At 56.9% G+C, this 18,792-nt stretch carries 14 protein-coding genes and 2 pseudogenes; 4 read left to right on the forward strand and 12 right to left on the reverse strand.

Features of this window, described 5'->3' with window-relative positions; all coding sequences use genetic code 11:
- Positions 1-76 precede the first annotated feature (76 nt).
- From AC0L7U_RS18010 to AC0L7U_RS18025, 4 genes and pseudogenes are all read right to left on the reverse strand, one after another.
- The gene (locus AC0L7U_RS18010; protein ID WP_473695894.1) at positions 77-1,669 is read right to left on the reverse strand and encodes a fumarate hydratase; all 1,593 of its coding nucleotides are present in this window, start codon (positions 1,667-1,669) and stop codon (positions 77-79) included.
- 288 nt (positions 1,670-1,957) lie between these two features.
- On the reverse strand, positions 1,958-2,443 hold the full coding sequence (locus AC0L7U_RS18015) for a YceI family protein (RefSeq protein WP_473692666.1): 486 nt from the start codon (positions 2,441-2,443) through the stop codon (positions 1,958-1,960).
- Positions 2,444-2,558: 115 nt separating this feature from the next.
- A pseudogene (locus AC0L7U_RS18020) lies at positions 2,559-3,087 on the reverse strand (cytochrome b).
- A gap of 171 nt (positions 3,088-3,258) precedes the next feature.
- A complete protein-coding gene (locus AC0L7U_RS18025) occupies positions 3,259-3,819 on the reverse strand; it encodes a YceI family protein (protein WP_473692667.1) in 561 nt (186 codons plus the stop codon).
- 531 nt (positions 3,820-4,350) lie between these two features.
- Here AC0L7U_RS18025 and AC0L7U_RS18030 point away from each other — a divergent pair.
- Positions 4,351-5,342 (forward strand): annotated as a pseudogene (locus AC0L7U_RS18030) (Ldh family oxidoreductase).
- Between the two features lie 70 nt (positions 5,343-5,412).
- Here AC0L7U_RS18030 and AC0L7U_RS18035 read toward each other — a convergent pair.
- From AC0L7U_RS18035 to folD, 8 genes are all read right to left on the reverse strand, one after another.
- Entirely contained in the window at positions 5,413-7,506 is a 2,094-nt protein-coding gene (locus tag AC0L7U_RS18035) for a methyl-accepting chemotaxis protein (protein ID WP_473692668.1), read from the reverse strand.
- Positions 7,507-7,767: 261 nt separating this feature from the next.
- A complete protein-coding gene (locus AC0L7U_RS18040) occupies positions 7,768-8,073 on the reverse strand; it encodes a translocation/assembly module TamB domain-containing protein (RefSeq protein ID WP_473692669.1) in 306 nt (101 codons plus the stop codon).
- Positions 8,074-8,089: 16 nt separating this feature from the next.
- Entirely contained in the window at positions 8,090-10,513 is a 2,424-nt protein-coding gene (locus tag AC0L7U_RS18045) for a translocation/assembly module TamB domain-containing protein (RefSeq protein WP_473692670.1), read from the reverse strand.
- Positions 10,510-12,135, reverse strand: coding sequence for a translocation/assembly module TamB domain-containing protein (locus AC0L7U_RS18050; RefSeq protein WP_473692671.1), 1,626 nt, complete (start codon positions 12,133-12,135; stop codon positions 10,510-10,512). Before AC0L7U_RS18050 ends, AC0L7U_RS18045 begins: the two co-directional genes overlap by 4 nt.
- Before the next feature lie 129 nt (positions 12,136-12,264).
- Positions 12,265-13,233 carry an autotransporter assembly complex protein TamA gene (locus AC0L7U_RS18055; protein WP_473692672.1) on the reverse strand — a complete coding sequence of 323 codons (969 nt, stop codon included), beginning with the start codon at positions 13,231-13,233 and terminating at the stop codon, positions 12,265-12,267.
- Positions 13,181-13,789 (reverse strand): POTRA domain-containing protein, encoded by a 609-nt coding sequence (locus AC0L7U_RS18060; RefSeq protein WP_473692673.1) that lies wholly within the window; start codon positions 13,787-13,789, stop codon positions 13,181-13,183. Before AC0L7U_RS18060 ends, AC0L7U_RS18055 begins: the two co-directional genes overlap by 53 nt.
- The gene (locus AC0L7U_RS18065; protein ID WP_473692674.1) at positions 13,782-14,264 is read right to left on the reverse strand and encodes a hypothetical protein; all 483 of its coding nucleotides are present in this window, start codon (positions 14,262-14,264) and stop codon (positions 13,782-13,784) included. Before AC0L7U_RS18065 ends, AC0L7U_RS18060 begins: the two co-directional genes overlap by 8 nt.
- Positions 14,265-14,501: 237 nt before the next feature.
- Positions 14,502-15,413 carry a bifunctional methylenetetrahydrofolate dehydrogenase/methenyltetrahydrofolate cyclohydrolase FolD gene (gene folD, locus AC0L7U_RS18070; protein WP_473692675.1) on the reverse strand — a complete coding sequence of 304 codons (912 nt, stop codon included), beginning with the start codon at positions 15,411-15,413 and terminating at the stop codon, positions 14,502-14,504.
- A gap of 531 nt (positions 15,414-15,944) precedes the next feature.
- Here folD and AC0L7U_RS18075 point away from each other — a divergent pair.
- The 3 genes from AC0L7U_RS18075 (at position 15,945) to AC0L7U_RS18085 (ending at position 18,749) form a co-directional block, all read left to right on the forward strand.
- On the forward strand, positions 15,945-16,757 hold the full coding sequence (locus AC0L7U_RS18075) for a ferredoxin--NADP reductase (RefSeq protein ID WP_473692676.1): 813 nt from the start codon (positions 15,945-15,947) through the stop codon (positions 16,755-16,757).
- A 373-nt stretch (positions 16,758-17,130) separates the two neighbouring features.
- Positions 17,131-17,985, forward strand: a complete 855-nt coding sequence (locus AC0L7U_RS18080) for an N-acetylneuraminate synthase family protein (protein ID WP_473692677.1) — start codon at positions 17,131-17,133, stop codon at positions 17,983-17,985.
- Positions 17,982-18,749, forward strand: coding sequence for a class I SAM-dependent methyltransferase (locus AC0L7U_RS18085; RefSeq protein ID WP_473692678.1), 768 nt, complete (start codon positions 17,982-17,984; stop codon positions 18,747-18,749). Before AC0L7U_RS18080 ends, AC0L7U_RS18085 begins: the two co-directional genes overlap by 4 nt.
- Positions 18,750-18,792: the final 43 nt, after the last annotated feature.

An 18,792-nucleotide genomic window follows, 5' to 3' on the forward strand; every position in this document is an offset into this window, starting at 1 on the left:
GAGGCGGGTGTCGGACACAACAAAACCCGCCAGCGTTGCCACTGGCGGGTTTTGTTGTGTCCGACCTTGAGCGCATTTAGCTCAGGTTGAGTTCCTTGAAGAAGTCATTGCCTTTGTCGTCGACGACAATGAAGGCGGGGAAGTCTTCGACTTCGATCTTCCAGACGGCTTCCATGCCGAGTTCCTCGAACTCGACCACTTCGACCTTTTTGATGCAGTCCTGCGCCAGACGGGCGGCCGGGCCGCCGATGGAGCCAAGGTAGAAGCCGCCATGTGCCTGACAGGCACGGCGCACCTGGGCAGAACGGTTGCCTTTGGCCAGCATCACCATGGACCCGCCCGCTGCCTGCAACTGGTCCACATAGGCATCCATCCGCCCTGCGGTCGTGGGGCCGAAGGAGCCGGACGGCATGCCTTCCGGGGTCTTGGCCGGACCGGCGTAGTAAACCGGGTGGTTCTTGATGTAGTCGGGCAGGGGCTCGCCAGCTTCCAGACGGTCGCGCAGCTTGGAGTGTGCCAGATCACGCGCCACGATCAAAGGGCCAGTCAGCGACAGCCGGGTTTTGGTCGGATGACGCGACAGTTCGGCCAGAATGTCAGACATCGGCTGCGTCAGGTCAATCTTGACGACATTGTCCGAGAGGTGGTCGTCCGTGACTTCCGGCAGATATTTCTCCGGATGCATTTCCAGCTGTTCCAGAAAGACACCATCCTTGGTGATCTTGCCAAGAGCCTGACGGTCGGCGGAGCAGGATACAGCCAGACCGATGGGCAGAGACGCGCCATGGCGCGGCAGGCGGATGACGCGCACATCGTGGCAGAAATACTTGCCGCCGAACTGTGCCCCCACACCAGACGCCTGGGTCAGCTTGTGGATCTCGGCTTCCATATCCTTGTCGCGGAAGGCATGGCCCAACTCGGACCCTTCGCTCGGCAGTCCGTCGAGATAGCGCGCAGATGCAAGCTTCGCCGTCTTCAGGTTCATTTCGGCGGAGGTTCCGCCAATGACGATCGCCAGATGATACGGCGGGCAGGCGGCCGTGCCGAGCGTCAGGATCTTTTCCTTCAGAAACTCGATCATGCGGTCGTGCGTCAGCAGAGAAGGCGTTCCCTGAAACAGAAACGTCTTGTTGGCAGACCCGCCACCCTTGGCCATGAACAGGAACTTGTAGGCGTCTTCGCCTTCGGCATAGAGTTCAATCTGCGCCGGCATGTTGTTCTTGGTGTTCTTTTCCTCGAACATCGAGATCGGCGTCAGCTGCGAATAGCGCAGATTCTTCTTGAAATAGGCGTCGCGGGCCCCCTCGCCCAGTGCGGCCTCATCGCCGCCAGCAGTAAAGACGCGACGGCCCTTCTTGCCCATGATGATTGCCGTGCCGGTGTCCTGGCACATCGGCAGAATGCCATGCGAGGCAATATTGGCGTTTTTCAGCAGGTCGAAGGCTACAAACTTGTCGTTTGCGGTCGCTTCCGGATCTTCCAGGATCTTGGCCAATTGCGCCAGATGCCCCGGCCGCAGAAAATGGTTGATGTCCTTGAAGGCCTCTTCGGCCAGAAGGCGCAAGGCTTCAGGATCTACGACCAGCATCTCTTCGCCATTGAAGGTCTGGGTGGACACATGATCGGAGGTCAGTTTGCGATATTCGGTGGTGTCTTCTCCTGTCGGCAGGAGGGGGAATGGCGGTAGGCCGGAGGCGTTTGCAGAGCGTCCATTGGCTTTTGTCTCTTGTGTCTGGCTGAAGGTCGGCGCTTCAAAGCGGCCGAGACTCGCTGGATGATGGGCTTTTCATACGCGATAACCATTAAGAAGGCCAATGCCCCCAGGCTGAATTTTGCGCAAAAGAAGGCAGCAGGCTGTGTGCCTCACGTTCCGCAAACAAAGACCTGCCCGGCAAAAGAAGCGGGCAGGTCTTTGAGTCATGAGCCGGTCTGTCCAGAAACAGAACCGCCAACCGGGTTACTTGGTGCGGGTCGCCGTCAGGTCGAAGGTCACGGTGACATCTTCGCCGACTTGCGCAGAGCTCGTGTTCTCGCCCAGCCCATAAGAGGTTCGGTCGACGGTAGCGGTGCCGACGGCATGGGCTGTGTCACCACTGACGTCGAGAGTAAAATCCATCACAACCGGTTCTGAAATGCCGCGAATGTCCAGATCTCCCTTGGCCCGGTATTGATCCCCGGTCATATGCTCAACTTCGCGCGAGGTGAAGGTGGCCTGCGGATGGTCCTTGGCGGCAAACCAGTCGCCGCCGGGCAGCATTTCATCATATTGCGCGTTGCCGGTACGGGCGCTGGTCACATCAATCGTGGTCTTGATCTGGGCATTTTCAGGTGTCGACGGGTCAAAGTCGATGGAGGCCTGCCAGTTCTCGAAGATTCCCTTGATCTGGTCGCCGCCCTGGGAACCGTGAAGCCCAGAACAGATTTCTCGGGAATGACTCTCCACTGCGCTGCAAAGGCAGGGCTGGAGAGCATCAGGCTGGTGGCAAGCAGACAGGCAGCAGTGCCCGTGCGCGGAAGAGAGAAGAAAGACATAGGCTAAAATCCTTCGTTCAGATCGCTCAATGAGGGGACGTGTCACGCGACACGATGATCATGCGTTTCAAGGTTGTATCGCGTGCGATGAAGTGATGCTTGAGGGCGGCCGCAACATGAACCACCAGCAGGGCTATCAGGAACCACGCCGCACTTTCGTGAACTTCTTTCAGAATGCCTTCTGCCGCCGCCTTGTCACCAAGGACGGCGGGAACCGGCAAATGGGGAACCGGGATCACATTAAAAACAAGAGTTGGGATATTCCAAGGCGAGGCCGAGACCATTAACCAGCCCGACAGGGGCATGAGAAACAACAACAGGTAGAGCCCTGCGTGCCCAAGACCTGCCGCCAGTCGCTCCAGTCGTCCCATATGGTCGGGCAGGCGCGGCGATGGATTGACCAGTCGCCAGTACCAGCCGGGCGATCGCCAGGGTCAGCACGACAAAGCCGACGGACTTGTGAAGTTGATACAATGGAAAGGTCGCCGGAGCCGACAACGGCAGGCTGGCCATGTAAAGCCCCAGACCCAGCATGAAGAGGATCAGGGCCGCCATGGTCCAGTGAAACAGGATGGCGATCAGGCCGTAACCGGCAGAGCTGTTCTTGAACACGGGCTAAATCCGAAAAACGAGAAAATGAATATCTAGTCGGCAGGGATGGGCGGGACACGTCAGGCAGCGCGCGCGTCCATCGCCGTCCGCCCCTGAAAACGGGGCCAGTCAATCTCAGTCGGCGACCTTGGTTTCACCGTTAAAGTGGATCATCACCTCGTCGCCCACAGTTGGGGCATATTTGGCAATGCCGAATTCGGACCGTTTGATGGTCGTCGTGGCATTAAAACCAGCCTTGTCGCCGTCCATCTTGGAAACGGTGACCTGCAACACGGTTGGCTTGGTGACATCGCGGATGGTCAGATCGCCTGTAACATCAAGCGTGTTCTTGCCGGTCTTCTCGACCTTTGTGCTCTTGAAGGTGGCTTTCGGGAATTTTTCAGCGTCGAAGAAATCGGCGCCTTTCAAATGTTTGTCACGTGGTCCGAAATAGGTGTCCATGCTGTCGATGGTGATGCTCAGCGACAGGGAGGAATTTTCAGGCGCTTCCTCGTCAATCATCAAAGAGCCATCCCATTTGCGGAATTGCCCCTCAGTGCGCGAGAAGCCCATGTGATTATAGGAGAAAGCCAGAATGGAGTGGGATTTGTCGAAGCTATACGCCACAGGTTCGGCAAGTGCTGCGGTGGTCATGGCTGCAACAGCCAGGGCGGTGGTGGTCAAAAGGCGAAACATGGCAAACCTCATTCAATGGACGGGAGGAGACCGGTTATCCGGTTCGTACAAGAATAAGGAGGGGAGAATCGAGGCTGTTTCAAGGTGAACAGTGCGTCTCGCCGAATGATTTCAGTATCACAATTTTATCACGCAGTTTTGTTCTTGTTGTTATCGTTTCAAGGTTGTGGAATATATCGAATTTACAAGAATGACATGTGAAATACATCTCCTTGTGCAAGAAAAAAGCATTTTCGATTGGCGGTTGACCGGGGCGTTTCCGTGCGCTTGCGCTTCGGCATTGCTTTTCGATCTACGGGGGACCGTGCCGTAGACAGCACGAGCAATCGCGTTGCTCGCAATCAATTGGCTACCGTGTTAGGAGCTTGGCAAAAGACCCTCCATTGAGATTGCCGGGCTGGCGTAGTCTGCAGGGGTGTGCCGCTTCAGGTCTGAGACCCCAAACGTGCGGTGCAGTCGGCAGCGCAAGGCTTGGCAAGACGCCGTTCCAGATCCGAGTGACCAATCGCGATGACCAATATTTCTCTTTCCATGGATGATGCCCTGGGCTTGACCATTGCTGCCTTGACGGCCAGTAAGACCAGCGATGACAACGCCCTGTGCGTGGCCAAGGCGCTGGTGCAGGCTGAGGCTTCAGGGCAGGCTGGCCATGGTCTGTCGCGCGTTCCCTATTATGCGGCGCAGGCGCGCTCAGGACGGGTCAATGGTCATGCCATTCCGACGCTGGACAAGAAAACCCCGGCCTTGATCCATGTTGACGCGGCGGATGGCTTTGCGTTTCCCGCCATCGCAGTGGCCCAAAGCGCTTTGCCGGAAATGGCGGCCAAGAACGGTATTGCCATGGCGGCAATCCGCCGGTCGCATCATTTCGGACAAGGGGGATGCACTGCGAGGCGCTGGCAGAGCGCGGTCTCGTGGCGCTGGTCTTTGGCAATGCCGCCAAGGCTATCGCGCCCTGGGGAGCTGCAAAGCCTCTGTTCGGCACCAATCCGATTTGTATGGCAGCCCCGGTCGAGGGGCGTGAGCCGCTGGTAATTGATCTGTCGTTGTCCAAAGTCCCGCGCGGCAAGGTGATGCGCGCCAGAGATACTGGTCAGTCGATTCCGGAAGGCTGGGCGTTGGATGTCGAGGGCAATCCCACCACGGATCCGCAGGCCGCCATGGATGGGACGATGGTGCCCATCGGCGAGGCCAAAGGGTCCGCTCTTGCCATGATGGTTGAGGTGATGTCAGCGGCTCTTGTGGGCGCCAGCTTCGGGTTCGAACTGCAAAGTGCTTTCGCCGAAGAGGGCGATCCCTTCAATCTGGGTCAGGTCATTCTGGTGATTGACCCGAAACTCAGCGGTATCGGCTCCTTTGGCGAGCGCATGGTGACACTGGTCAAGACAATTGAGGAAACAGACGGCGCGCGTCTTCCCGGTACCCGTCGCATCGCGGCACGTGAAGCCGCACGGAAAGACGGTTTGCACATTCCCAAATCCCTCTTTGAGCAGATGACGGTCTTGTCGAACGCAAATGCCTGAGGACGCTGGCGCTCAAGCATCTTGAGTCATGTAACGGTGAGGGCGCGCAGCGCGTGACTGAAGCGCATCTTCAGACGTTTTGCTCCTTGTCCATGCTTTGCTTGTGGTCTTCAACGTAGTCGGTCATTTCATTGAGGAAATCCGTCAGGCTTTCGGAGAGAGATCGTGTGGCAATCTGGACATCCTTGGCCACCTGATCGACGGTACTGGCTTCATTTGCAGTTTGGCGAATGCTCTCATTGACCGATGAAGTGTTTTCAAGCGCCAGCTGAGTGCTTTGGGACGCCATGGAAACGCTTTGCGAAATTTCCTGTGTCGAGGCGGTTTGCCGGGACACTGAGGCGGTGATCGAATTGGTGACTTTTTCAATGCTGGCGATAGAGGTCGTGATCCGCCGAATTGCCTCGACAGCGTTTTCTGTCAGGCCTTGAACCGAGTTGATCTGCGTGGCGATCTCTTCGGTTGCTTTGGCCGTTTGCGTGGAGAGTTCCTTCACTTCGGCGGCGACTACTGCGAAGCCTCTTCCTGCTTCTCCTGCACGCGCCGCTTCAATGGTGGCGTTCAGGGCAAGAAGGTTGGTTTGTTCGGCGATATCACGGATAATCTCGACGACGGTCCCGATTTTATGGGCGGCTTCGGCCAGACTGGAGACATTTTCGTCCGTGCCGCGAGCCACCGCAGTTGCCTGCGAGATGATCTGTGACGCGCCTTCCGAATGTTCCATGATTTGCGAGATGGCATGGGACAACTCTTCCATTGCCTGCGTAACCTCCTCGACATTTTGCGAGGATGAGCCGGAGGCGTCGCTGGCGCTGGCCGCGGAGATGGTTGCGCGTTCGGCAATATTGGTAACGCGCTCTGCAACCCCTGCCATGCTACTGGTTTTGCTGTTCACGTCTGCCAGGAGCTGCGCAGCCATATCGCGGAAGGTGAGGATCATTGTTTCGATCTTGCTCTGGCGTTGGCGTTCTGTCTCACGCGAGCTCTGCCGGTCGTGTTCCAGAGACTGCCGTATCTTGGCATTGTCCTGAAAGATTGTTCCGGCGCGCGCCAGATCGCCAATCACATCCTTGCGCTCGGTGAAGGGCATCTTGAAATCCAGATCGCGCTTGGTAATGCGATAGAGTGCTTGCATGATAGCGCTCAAGGAGCGATCAATTGTGCGGACCTGAAGGCCGGTGCACATCAGGGTCAGGACAATGACCACGAGCGTTGCGGCTGACAGCGTATAGACCCTTGACCATGCTTGCGTGGCCAGTTGCTGTGCCCGCATCTGGCCCTGCTCAGCAAAGGTCAGGGAGACCTGTCGAATAAGATTCAGTCGATCTGTCGCGGCTGCAAACCATGTTGCTCCGTCGATACCCTGACCGTCGTTGGTGGCAGGCAGCGTACGCAAGACCTTTCGCCATTGCATAACCAGGTCGACCTTGGGTCCGGTGAGGCTGCGTTCGAAGAGTTTCGCCTGCTCGTCGTTTGCTTCGCCGAAGAAAGTGTTCAAAAAAGCCGTCTCCACGGACAGTCTATCAAAATAGCCCAGATAAAGGGGTTGCGGCACGGGTTCTCCACGTGCGGCGATCGCAAACAACCGTCCGCCGAGCGCGCGTTCCAGGCCACCAGCCTCCACGGCTGCGACCAATGTCGCAAACGGAGCCATCTGGCTGACATACTCGCGATCCGAACTCGCCGAAATAGCCATATTGATAATGCGGATAAGGGCTTGAACGCGGCCGGTGTAGAACGCGATTGTGTCGCTGCCTGAGAGTTGGCGCGCATCGACGGCATCGCGGGTTGCGGGAATTTCAGCCAGTCCGGAGATTGCCTGTCGGACCCGGTTGGCGACGAGCTGATTGGCAACGGCCAACGACTGGGCGGTCTGGCGGAACGATGCAATCACTGTGTCTGTCTGGCTGCGTTGCGTCGTCAGTAGTGCAAGCGACTTGGGTGCATAGTCTGAGGCAATGAGAACCGCGCTCATGCCACGTTCCTTTTGCAACTCATGAACGACAGCCTCTGTCGCCTCGGAAATGACCGCGATTGGCACCATATCGGACTTTGTCCGGGCATCGCCAATATCTTCCATCAGAAAGAAGGTACTGATGATGAGAAGCGCCAGCAGGGGGACAAGCCCCACCAACGTGATTTGAACTTTGATTGATTTCAGCATCACAAACCCCAGCACAAAGACAGACGCATGATTTGCTGATTTTGTTTAAAAACTACTTCAATGAAATTGTATTCAAAATTAAGAAAATAATATTGTAATTTATTTTAGTGTCCTAATTTCCAATTTGCCGAATAATTAATCAGTATAAATTAAGTATTGTAATTTATATCATTGGAGATAATACTAAGCGATGCGTTATAGGGCGCTCAGTTCGAGTGGTGAAGCGATGCCTTTTTGTCATTCGCAAGACGATTTGCCGAATCAATATTCCTTTTCGAAATAAAGACCGGCCTTGGAATCTCCTTCCGCGCTAACACTGCCGCGTACTTTCAGGCCTTTGTTCAGGTCGATGTCAACTTTCACGCGGCTGCTTTTGGATCCGGTTCCCTGCTCAACGCCCAGATAGATATTGTTATTGATGTATTTTCCAACGCCGACGGTTGGCCCATCTGTGCCGTTGGTGTTGACGTCGAGATTGTCTAGGCCCAGCGATTTGCGCAACTGCGACAGGGGGCCATTGTCAGTGCCGCCAGTCAGCGTTGCCAGGGAAGAGGCAAGCTGGGCCACCTGTGTGGGCGAAAGGTTACCGACGCTTTTTCCGAAAAGAAGCAGCGCCAGCGATTTCATCCTGTGCATTGGCAGGTGAGGAGGAAAGGTTGATCTGCGGATTGTCAGCCTGCCCGGTGATGGCAATGGTGATTGCCGTGCTCTCCACGGTGGTCGTGGCTTCAAATCCAAGCGTCGGCGTGAAGGACCCCGAGAACGTCACGTCGCCTTTCGAGAAGGTGAGGCGACGGGTCAGGAGATCCATCGTGCCGCGACGCAGATGAAAGGCGCCGCGTGCCTGCGGGTCATTCGTCGTGCCGATGATCTTCAGGTCGCCCTGCATTTCCGCATTCAGGCCGCGACCACGTACGAACATCTGTCCACGTGAGATCACGTCCACATCAAGGCGCGGCGGCAGGCTGGCGCTCTGGTCAGAAGTCTGCGCCTTGCCTTGTCCGAGACTGAGATCTGCCACCTGTTTGCGCACGGGCGCGGGCGCATTGAGATGCTTTACGGCAACAGCGGGCACGACGCCGGCCGAGCCTTCCGGAATGGAAATGTCTGCCTTGTCGATCACCACCTTGCCGGAGACGATTGCGGCTTGTGAGGAACTGCTCAGGGGACCTTTGACAGTGATGTCCGTCGTTACATGAGCTGTTACCAGGCCGGGATCGACGTACCGCAGCTTTTGACCGGTGATGGTGAGGTCAGCCTGATTGCCGCCGTCCATACCAACCGTGCCGTTGATCTTCAACGTTCCGCCGGTGGCAAGGGCTGCCGTCAGGTTCTGCACCTGAATGGACTGTTGCGTCACGGTGATCTGGCCTTTGAAATCCTTCAGCCGGGTGGCGCTGGAAAGCTCGGTGGCACTCAGTTTCTTGGGCACAGCGGTCAGATTATAGACCGGACTGGATGTGGTGCCGGTGACCTTGCCATTGATTGCCAGCGTGCCTTGTGCCCGTACGCTGGCCTGCAACAGACGGCGGCGCAGCGCTGACATAGGCAGATTGCCATCGACCGCAATATTCAGACCTGGTGTGCCTTTGAGGTCGACCGTGCCATCCAGATTGAGGGCGAGGGCGTCCGGTCCGAAGATCTTGGTTTGCTGCCTGACCTGTTGATTGGCAAACGTGCCCTCGCTCTTGACGCCCAGCACAGGCAAGCTGTTCTCGCGCAATTGGTTGGCGCTCAGGTTGGCAATACCGAGGGACCAGTCAACCTTGGGCGCGCTCGGAGTGCCCGTGGCCGTCACTGTGCCGGAGGCAACGCCGCCCAGACCAATGGTCGGGGCAAAGGCATTGGCCAGCGTCAACGGCAGATCCTTGATCCTGGCATTGACGTTGAGCTTCTGGTCAACCGTTCCGTCAATGGTCACAGACCCCTTGCCAAGCATCAGCGCAAAATCGTTCAGCGTGGTTTTGCCGTTTTCATAGGTGACATGCGCATCCTGGCTCAACTTGGTGGTGATGCCTTTATAAAGGCCGTTGAGCGCGGCCAGCGTCAGTTCATAGCCCTTGTCCGTTTGAACAAGCTTGCCCTTGGCCTCGGCATTGTCTGGTGTTTTGCCTGAACTGAGCAGAAGCCTGGTTTCGAATTCGGTCGTGTCGCCGGCATTTTGCGCCGTCAAATCGAAGGAGGGAAAGGCCGCGGCCCCGGCATCAATCTTCTGTGCCTTGATGTCAGCGTTGATCTTCGGCCCGTCAAAGGCGGACTGAACCTTCACCTGACCGTCCAGATCGGCAATCGTCAGTGTTGACGCCTTGACGTTAGTGCCTTTGAGCGACAGCGCCAGATTGGTTGTCTGCGTCTCCGATCCTGTTGCAGTCAGGTCAGCCTTCAATGTGCCGTCCAGATCTGTCATGGCAAGCGGCGACAATGTTTTCAGTTTCGGAGCATCTATAGACAGTTTGCCCGACAGGGTTTCCGGGAACCTGGCCAGATCAGCGACGGTGAATTTTCCGCTGATGTGGTTGCCGGCAAGGTTGGCCTTGAGATCGTCAAGAACGGCACGGCCGTCGCTTGAGGTCAGATTGGCAGACAGGGTCAGGGGCGCGTTTTTGAGGTTTGCGGATAGGTCGACATTGGCCTGCGGCGCACTTGCGTCTGCGGTGGCGGACATTTTCGCGTTCAAAGTGGTCAGTGGGCTGCCTGAGACAATCAGTTTGTCGGAGGTCACTTGTGCGTTGACCTTGGGGGCAGACAGATCGCCGGAAGCGGTTACCTTGAATGCCAGAGCACCGACAACCTTGGGGTTGATCCGCGCCATTTCGGGCAGCTTGCCGGACAGACTGGCGCTGATGGCCTTGTCTTTCAGATCGCCGGATCCGTTCAGAGATAGTCCCGCGCTGGCAACAGAGGCATTGAGCACCTTGAGGTCGGACAGGCCATTTGCCTGAAGCTTTGCCGTGACGGTCGTTGTTCCTGCAATCAGGGCATCAGCCTGCGCAATGCCACTTTTCACGCCGGTGCCGGTGAGGGCAAGCTGTACGCCGCCTTTAAGGGTCTGTGGGTTGAGATCAAAGGTGACATCCGTGTCGACCCCCCTGCCAGCGTGCGCCCGGCAAGCTTGGAAAACATCGACAAGTCAGCGGCCTTGATGTGGGCCTGGCCTTTTGCCGATGAGGGCGAAACCGTGGTGTTTGCCAGCGTCAGACTGGCCGCAGGTGTGACCAGATGCAGCACCTTGAGCTGTGCGAGCTGTTGGGCTGGCTTGGCAGTGCCGGTGCCATCCAGCTGGATCTGGCCATTCAGCGCGGCAAGGCTTGGATCCTTGGCATCAATGCCGGTCAATTGCGATTGCAGCGAAAAGGGCACAGTCTGATCGGTGACCGAAAGATCGGCGTTCTGCCCGGCCAACGTCAGTTTGGCCGATTGCACGGATCCTTCTGTGGTGCTCAGGTCTGTAGCATCAAGGCGTGTGGACCAGGCAAGATCTGTCAGCTTGCCCTTGGCAGTGAGGTGCAATTCAAGCGGCCCGAACGCCACCTGCCGGGTGCCGAGATCAAGCGAAATCGGCGTTGTGTCTTCTGGCGTAACGTCAAGATCAGCCGTACCGGTCAGGCTTTGATCTTCGGGCGAGAAGGCGCCCTTTGCCGTTAGCGCCACCGTCTTTGTCGACAGGGTCATGTCGCCGGACAGGGGTTTGAAGTCGGTGCCAAGGCGCGCCTGTCCCTTGAGGTTGGTTGTGCCGCTCAGGAAGGGCTTGGCAATGGTCGGGGTCAATTGTGCCAGTTGGCCGTCAAGATCCACATTGACCTGGCGTTGTTGGCCTTGTGTCGTTGTCAGTGTGGCGGTGCCTTTGGCGATCTTGCGGCCATCAAGGGCAAGATCCAGCTTGGCGCTCCAGTCTTGCGCCAGCGATCCGTCGCCCTGAAGCTTGAAGTCGATGGCCGGAAGATCTTCAAGTTGCGCCAGTCGCGCAATAAGGCCAGCCTTGGGTTCCTGAACACTCAGGTTGACGCCCAGCGTCTGCTGGTCCGGTGCAAAGGAAACCTTGGCCAGGACACGTCCGCCCGGGCCATCCAGACGGTCGGCCTGAATGTTGGCCCCGACTTGCAGTGGTGACGACTTGAGGTTCGCCGCTCCTTGCAGGTCGTAGGTAATCTGCTCGCCAAGCAAAGGCTTGCCCAGCACGATGGATTTGAGGGCGATCTTTTGCACCCGTGCGCTGAAACCATAAAGGTTGAGCGGGCCGCTGCTGGTGCTGGTCTCAGTCTGGGTGTCCGTGGAGGACGTTGGCAGAACGGGCTGGCGTTCAAGGTCGAGACGCGCGGCAGCAAGTTGCTGAATGTCAAGTTGACGCTGGAAGAGTTGAAGTGGCGACCAGTCCAGCGTCAGATCACTGGCCTTGAAGAAGACACCCTGGCGATCGGCAAGCGTGACATCTTGCACGTGGGCATCAAGCCCCCAGCCCAGATGCAGGTCGGTTAATGTGACCTTCATGTCATCGGAGGAGGCAAGAGAGCTGACCAGATTGGAAACGGCGGTGCGTCCGGCCTGAAATTGCAGCGCGGCAATGAAAACGACCGGCAGGGCGATCAAGATAACAAGAAGGGCCAGAAGGATTTTGCCAAGGCGTTTCAAGATCTGCCGATCCTCATATTGGTGCAATCGATAAAATGACGGGTTGGATTTTGAAACCTGCCTAACGACCGAGTCCTTTTTGAGACCCTGCGTCAAGCGGCTCACTCTTTTTGGAAGGTCATGCCAGCGTTAGAACGCTTGGCTCAAACCCACATAGAGTGCGTAACTGGGATCACCATCATCCGGGTTGAGCGGAATGGCGGCATCGATTCTCAGCGGACCGATAGCCGTATAGTAGCGTAGCCCGGCGCCAACACCAATCTTGAACGGCTCGCTGAAGTCCGGAATGGTGTTCTCATAGGCATTGCCCGCATCTGCGAAGCCGACAAGGCCCCACGTGTCCGTCAACTTGACGCGCAACTCGCCCGACAATTCCACCAGGCTGCGACCGCCGACGGTTTCGCCGTTCAATTCTGGTCCGACATCGCGGTAATCATAGCCGCGAATGGAGCCCCCACCGGCAAACAGGCGGCGGCTGGCGGGAACAGAGCGCAGCGACGGTGCAACAATGCTGGCAATGGTTGCACGCCCCGCCAGCACATAGCGCCCCTTGTCGTCGAGGGAATAATAGGTCGAGCCAGTGGCCTTCATGAACAACAGCGGATTGCCGGACAGGGCATCAAAGGCTGGTTCGACGCTGGCATTGGCATAAAAGCCCTTGGTCGGGTCCAGCTTGTTGTCGCGGTTGTCGAAAGTGGCCTCGACCGGAACACCCAGCAGCAAATAGTCATTGTCGCCGAAAGCATCTTCTTCGTTGGAGAAGGAGATTTCGCCACCGACCTTGCCACTCAGCGCCTTGGTGAATTGCTTCTCAACGAAACCGTTCAGCGTGATTGAGCGGCTGGTATACGCATCCGGTGTTTCCTGCTTGACACCCAGACTGGTCGTGAACTTGGTGCTTGGCCCAAAGAGGCCTGGCTGGGTCAGTGCCACACTTGCCGCGTAGTCGAGATCATTGACATCGGATTGCAGCAACCCGCCGACGGAGCCTTGCACAGACAGCAATTCGCCACGCCCAAACAGGTTGCGCCGTTTCCAGTAGCCTTCAATCCCTGCGCCTTCGGTCGTGGACCAAGGTGAGGCCGGTTCCAATGACATGCAGTTTGCTCTCACTCACCTCAATGGTGATGGGCATGGTGCCATCTTCTGGCGAGATCATGCCTTCTTCAATACGCACAGACGAGAAGATGCCCAGTTTGTCCAGCCGCTCACGAATCGCGTCGATCTCGGTGGCGGAGTAGGTCTGGCCGACAGGTACCTGTGCCTGTTTGCGCAAGAAATCCGCGTCGGTGATCTTGGTGCCTTTGATGGTGACAGCGCCGAATTTCGCTGCGCGACCGGCGTCAACGATCAGCTTCACATCAAGCTTCTTGGTCTTGTGATCAGCGACAATCGACTTGTCGATGATCTGAGCTTTCGGATAGCCCTTGTTCTTCAACGAGGTGACGATCCTGTTGGCCGCGATCAGGATCTTTCCTGACTGGGCGGGCGATCCTGCGTCCAGACCCCAGTGCGCCGGATCGCGCGTCAGGCTGCCATCTGGAACATTCTGCGCGTCGATAATCAACTGGCCAAACGTGAAAAGCGGGCCGGGCGTCAGGTGGACGACAACCTGCACAGGTCGTTTACCGGGAATGGTGCCGTTTTCAAACACCTTGTCCAGCGGCTGGTTGTTGAGTGTGATCTCCAGCGTACCGCCATACCGGGCCTGATTGTAGAGTTCGAGCCAGGATCTGCTTGCGGTCTGACAGCGCGCGCGCGATCAGTCCGGCTTCACCGGACGGCGCATCTTTCTGCTTTGAGATCAGGACGCTCTTGGCCTTGATGGCTTTCTCAAGATCGTCTTTTTCGTCTCCCGTAAGGCCGTCGATTTTCACCTCAGCCTTGTAGGCGAGTGGATCATAGACAGCATCCTCGTTGCTTTCCTTGGCACCGAACAGGTGGAAACCGAAAACATCGAGCGCATAGGCCGGAGCAGGGCATGTTGCCGTCATGCCGGCAAGCGTTGCCAGAACCACAGGCTTGCGCAAGGCGCGCGCAACCGTGGAGGGAAGTGAAGGGGTGGGCTTTTCAGGCGCTGGGCACACGCCTTTTGCGCCGGAGACTGTCTGGTCCTGCGTTTCATTCATGGATCGTTTGCGCGGTAGACACACCACTAACTGCCGCCTGCCATGTTGTCGGTCGGAATACAAAGCCCGAAGGTTGAACGGGCGGCGCTTTTAAAGCGTTCCGTCCGCCTGATATAAGTGCTGCACAAGACATCCCGGTCTTATCCCTGAGGGACGACCCTAGTTGATCTTGGTAACTGAAGCCTTGATTTTTTGAAGCACGAAAGGAAAACGAAGACAACCGCCTTTCCCCGGTATTCAGAACAGCGCCTCTTCCTCGGGCAGGTTTAACAGGCGTCTGGCTGCCGTCAGCGTGTTGGCCATCAGCATGGCAATTGTCATCGGGCCAACACCGTCAGGAACCGGTGTAATTGCTTTGACGCGCGGCAGCGCGCTGTCAAAATCCACGTCGCCCACAAGGTGTGTCTTACCTTCACCACGCTCTGGAGCGGGCAGGCGGTTGATGCCCACGTCAATGACAGTAGCGCCTTCCTTGAGCCACTCACCCTTGATCATTTCAGGGCGTCCGACCGCCGCGATCACAATGTCGGCACGACCGATCACATCGGGCAGGTTCTGTGTGCGACTGTGGGCAATCGTCACGGTGCAGCTTTCCTGAAGCAGCAGACTGGCAATCGGCTTGCCAACAATGTTGGAGCGCCCGACAACGACAGCATTGAGACCGGACAGTGCGCCGTCCAGCGTCTGTTTGAGCAGCACCATGCTGCCGGCAGGTGTGCAGGGCACAAGCGCCTTGTCCCGTTCGCCGGACGTCAGCAGGCCGACATTGATCGGGTGGAACCCATCGACGTCCTTTTCCGGCTTGATCAGCAACAGCACCTTGCTTTCATCAATATGTGCGGGCAGGGGCAATTGCACCAGAATGCCGTGGATGTCCGGATCAGTGTTCAGCGTTTCGACAATCTTGAGAAGATCCTCTTCCGAGGTGTCGGCGGGCAGGTCGTGCTTGACGGAATGAAAGCCGCATTCGGTGGCTGTCTTTTCCTTGTTGCGCACATAGATCTGACTTGCCGGGTCCTGCCCCACCAGTACGACCGCCAGACCGGGACGCTTGCCGCTTTCCGCAAGAAGCTTTGCGGATCGGCGGGTGATTTCGTCTCGGACGGATGCTGCAATCGCTTTGCCGTCGATGATCCGGGGGTCTGACATGTCTGCCCTCTCAAGTCGCTGGAAAGAAGTGCTCTTCTAAACCAACCCATCAGATGATGGAAATGATTTTCGCTTCAAGGTCACCGGAACTTTGGTCCGGAAGCAACGATGTGAGCAGGGGCGCAGAACTTGTCGCGTGGTCTGTGCCTCAGCCGGAAGCGACCACGCGCTTTGCCTTGCATTCACCACATAAACCGGGCAAAAGGCTGCCTGAAATGCAGTTTGTCAGGGTATGGCTTGTTCATCTCGCTTGTCAGATCGCCCAGCTGGACGCCAGTGGCTTGGATCTGCGGTGGAGACGTGGTGTGCGCAGGCGAGGTCAGGTTTTTGCAAGCGGGATCGTTCTGTGCTCGCTCTTGCGAAAATCGGAAAACCGCGCGCATTGAAAAATGATCTTTGCGAGATGCGTCGTTTCCGGTTGTTTTTTTCAGCCCGGCGCAAATCAACAGCGCGACGTTTCTTCTGACAAGCTGCCAGTCGATGCTAGTTTAACGCAAATCAATCCTGAAACAGACGGAAGTGCCGAACCAGATGAACGTCCTTGCAAAAGTTGCTGATGTTGAAGCTGCCGCTCCAGCCGGAGCCTATGTTCAGGAAGTCACGTCGGTCCAGCATTACACCGACCACCTGTTCAAATTCCGCATGACCCGTCCGGCCAGCTTCCGCTTCCGGTCCGGCGAATTTCTCATGATCGGCCTGATGATTGATGGCAAGCCGCTGTACCGCGCCTATTCCATCGCCAGCCCGTCCTGGGATGAGGAGCTGGAATTCTTCTCGATCAAGGTTCCCGATGGCCCCTTGACGCAGCATCTGCAAAAGATCCAGCCGGGCGATGCTGTGCTGATGAAGAAGAAGCCGACCGGCACACTGGTGAATGATGCCCTCATTCCCGGCAAGCGCGTTTATATGTTCTCGACCGGAACCGGACTTGCGCCTTTTGCAAGCCTGATCCGCGATCCGGAAACCTACGAAAAATTCGAGCAGGTCATCGTCACCCATACCTGTCGCGAAGTGGCGGAGTTGAAATACGGTCTCGATCTGGTGGAAGAAACCATCAATGATCCACTGATCGGTGATCTGGCCCGCGACAAGCTGGTGCATTACACCTCGGTGACCCGCGAAGACTATCCCTTTCAGGGGCGTATTACCGATTTGATCGAGAACGGCAAGCTGTTCTCGGATCTGGGTCTGCCCCCGATTGATCCGGCCACAGACCGTGGCATGATCTGTGGATCCATGGACATGATCAAGGACACCAAGGTGCTGCTGGAAAAGGCGGGCCTCAATGAAGGGGCGAACAACAAGCCGGCTGAATTTGTGGTCGAGCGCGCGTTCGTTGGCTGAGGCCACACCTGCGCATTAAGCGAATTAGAAAAGATCAGAAGGCGTCTGCATCCGGCAGACGCCTTTTTTCATGTTCGGGGTCCTGCGTCTGCTTTGCGACGTTGTGTGGTGCGAATCTAAGCTTAAATAACAATGATAAAAGAGCAAGTATCATGAGTGGATTCCTCTGCAATTTATTTGCCTTTCGGGTGCGTTCTGATAGCAAAAACGGCTCTGTCAAAAACGCGTGATGGGATTGGCGCGGAAACTTCCCCAAAGACAGGTGCGGTTGCTGGACAATTTCCGGTGCGGGTGTCACGAATTCATGTGTGTGAGGTGGTTTGAAAGTCTTTGCGGACGCCACAACACTTTCTGTTAGAAGAGAAACGGGCTCATGAAGACAGACCACTCGTGTTACGTCATCGCCGAAATCGGCATCAACCATAACGGCGATATTGATCGGGCACTGGAGATGATACGTGCCTCTCATGCCGCCGGGTGTGATGCGGTCAAATTCCAGAAGCGCTCAATTGAGGTGGTGTACAGCGAGGAAGAGCTGGCACGGCCTCGTGAAAGTGTTTTTGGCGCCACAAACGGCGATCTGAAGCGAGGACTGGAATTCGACGCCGCTGGCTATCGCAGGATCGACGCTCTGTGTCGTGACTTGGGGATCGACTGGTTCGCCTCGCCCTGGGATGAGGCTTCGGTCGATTTTCTCGCGCAATTCGAGACACGCTACCTCAAGATCGCGTCGGCCATGCTGACTGACCGGGATTTCCTGCGTTACTGTGCCGCGTCCGGGCATAAATTGCTGGTTTCGACCGGAATGTCGGACGTCTCTCTGATCACGCGGGCGGTGGAAACCATTCGTGCTGCTGGCGGCGACATCGCCTGCCTGTATCACTGCACCTCGACCTATCCAACGCGCGATGAGGAAATCAACCTGCGCGGCATCATGACACTCAAGACGTTGTTCCCTGATCTCAATATTGGCTATTCGGGGCATGAAGCCGGGATCTTGCCAACTCTTGCCGCTGTTGCGCTGGGCGCTGCGTCTGTCGAGCGACATGTGACGCTCAGTCGGCAGGATTGGGGGTCCGATCAGAAGGCCTCTCTTGAAATGTCGGAAGTGAGCGATCTGGTCGCGCAGATCCGACGTCTGGAAACCGTTTTGGGTGACGGCAGTATCCGCTTTTACGAGGATGAAAAGCCTATTGCAGAGAAACTGCGGCGAAAGGAAACGGTGTGAGCCATCTGACCGATCCGGACGAGGTGATTGCCGAGTGTCTGCGGTTATACGAAACGCTGGACTATTTCGTTCAATACCCGGCCAGACCTTGTCCGGACGACTATTGGGATCAGCGTAAGGATCCGGATGGGAAACTGCGCGACCCAAGCCGCGAGCGGGCATCACGCAAGGGCGATGTCGCTTATCTGGCCGAGGCGATCAATGCGCTGGAACCCGGGCTGGTGATGGACGTCGGCTGCGCCTTTGGCGAACTGCTGGAACAGGTAGACACAAAGCACCGGCGGGTCGGTGTCGAACCCTCCACCAGTGCGGCCAAGATTGCCGTTGAGCACACAGACGCGGAGATCATCAATCGCCTGTTTGATGGCTCGCTGGCCAAACGTGGAACGGTGGATTGTCTCGTCGCCAATCACGTCATCGAACATCTGCATGACCCTTTGAGCTTCGTCCAACAGGTGCACCGGGTTCTGCGCCCCGGGGGCATTTTCATGTGTGGCACGCCAAACTTTGCCAGTGCTGCTGCTCGGCGGTTCAAGGGGAGATTTCGCCTCCTGCATGATCCAACGCATGTCTCGCTTTTCACCGATGACTCCCTCATGCGGTTTTTGCGCGATACCGACTTCATTGTCGAAAAGGTGGAGTACCCTTTTTTTGGCACCCGCTTCGATACATCAGAGGCTTTTGAACGGATGCATTTCCCCGACGCGGGCATGTCACCTGCGTTCTGGGGGTCCTTCGTGACGGTGTTCGCGCGCCGTATCTAAGCTGTTGCCTGTCTCGCGAAGTTAAGCGAACTGAGCCCATAGG

This window comes from Roseibium sp. 10G30-5, from assembly GCF_055809635.1.

Excerpts from the sequence above, each read along its gene's own strand:
- AC0L7U_RS18025 (WP_473692667.1), bottom strand. The coding sequence starts at position 3,819 with ATGTTTCGCCTTTTGACCACCACCGCCCTGGCTGTTGCAGCCATGACC.
- AC0L7U_RS18035 (WP_473692668.1), bottom strand. The coding sequence starts at position 7,506 with ATGCTGAAATCAATCAAAGTTCAAATCACGTTGGTGGGGCTTGTCCCC.
- AC0L7U_RS18055 (WP_473692672.1), bottom strand. The coding sequence starts at position 13,233 with ATGTCATTGGAACCGGCCTCACCTTGGTCCACGACCGAAGGCGCAGGG.
- AC0L7U_RS18065 (WP_473692674.1), bottom strand. The coding sequence starts at position 14,264 with ATGAATGAAACGCAGGACCAGACAGTCTCCGGCGCAAAAGGCGTGTGC.
- folD (WP_473692675.1), bottom strand. The coding sequence starts at position 15,413 with ATGTCAGACCCCCGGATCATCGACGGCAAAGCGATTGCAGCATCCGTC.
- AC0L7U_RS18075 (WP_473692676.1), top strand. The coding sequence starts at position 15,945 with ATGAACGTCCTTGCAAAAGTTGCTGATGTTGAAGCTGCCGCTCCAGCC.
- AC0L7U_RS18080 (WP_473692677.1), top strand. The coding sequence starts at position 17,131 with ATGAAGACAGACCACTCGTGTTACGTCATCGCCGAAATCGGCATCAAC.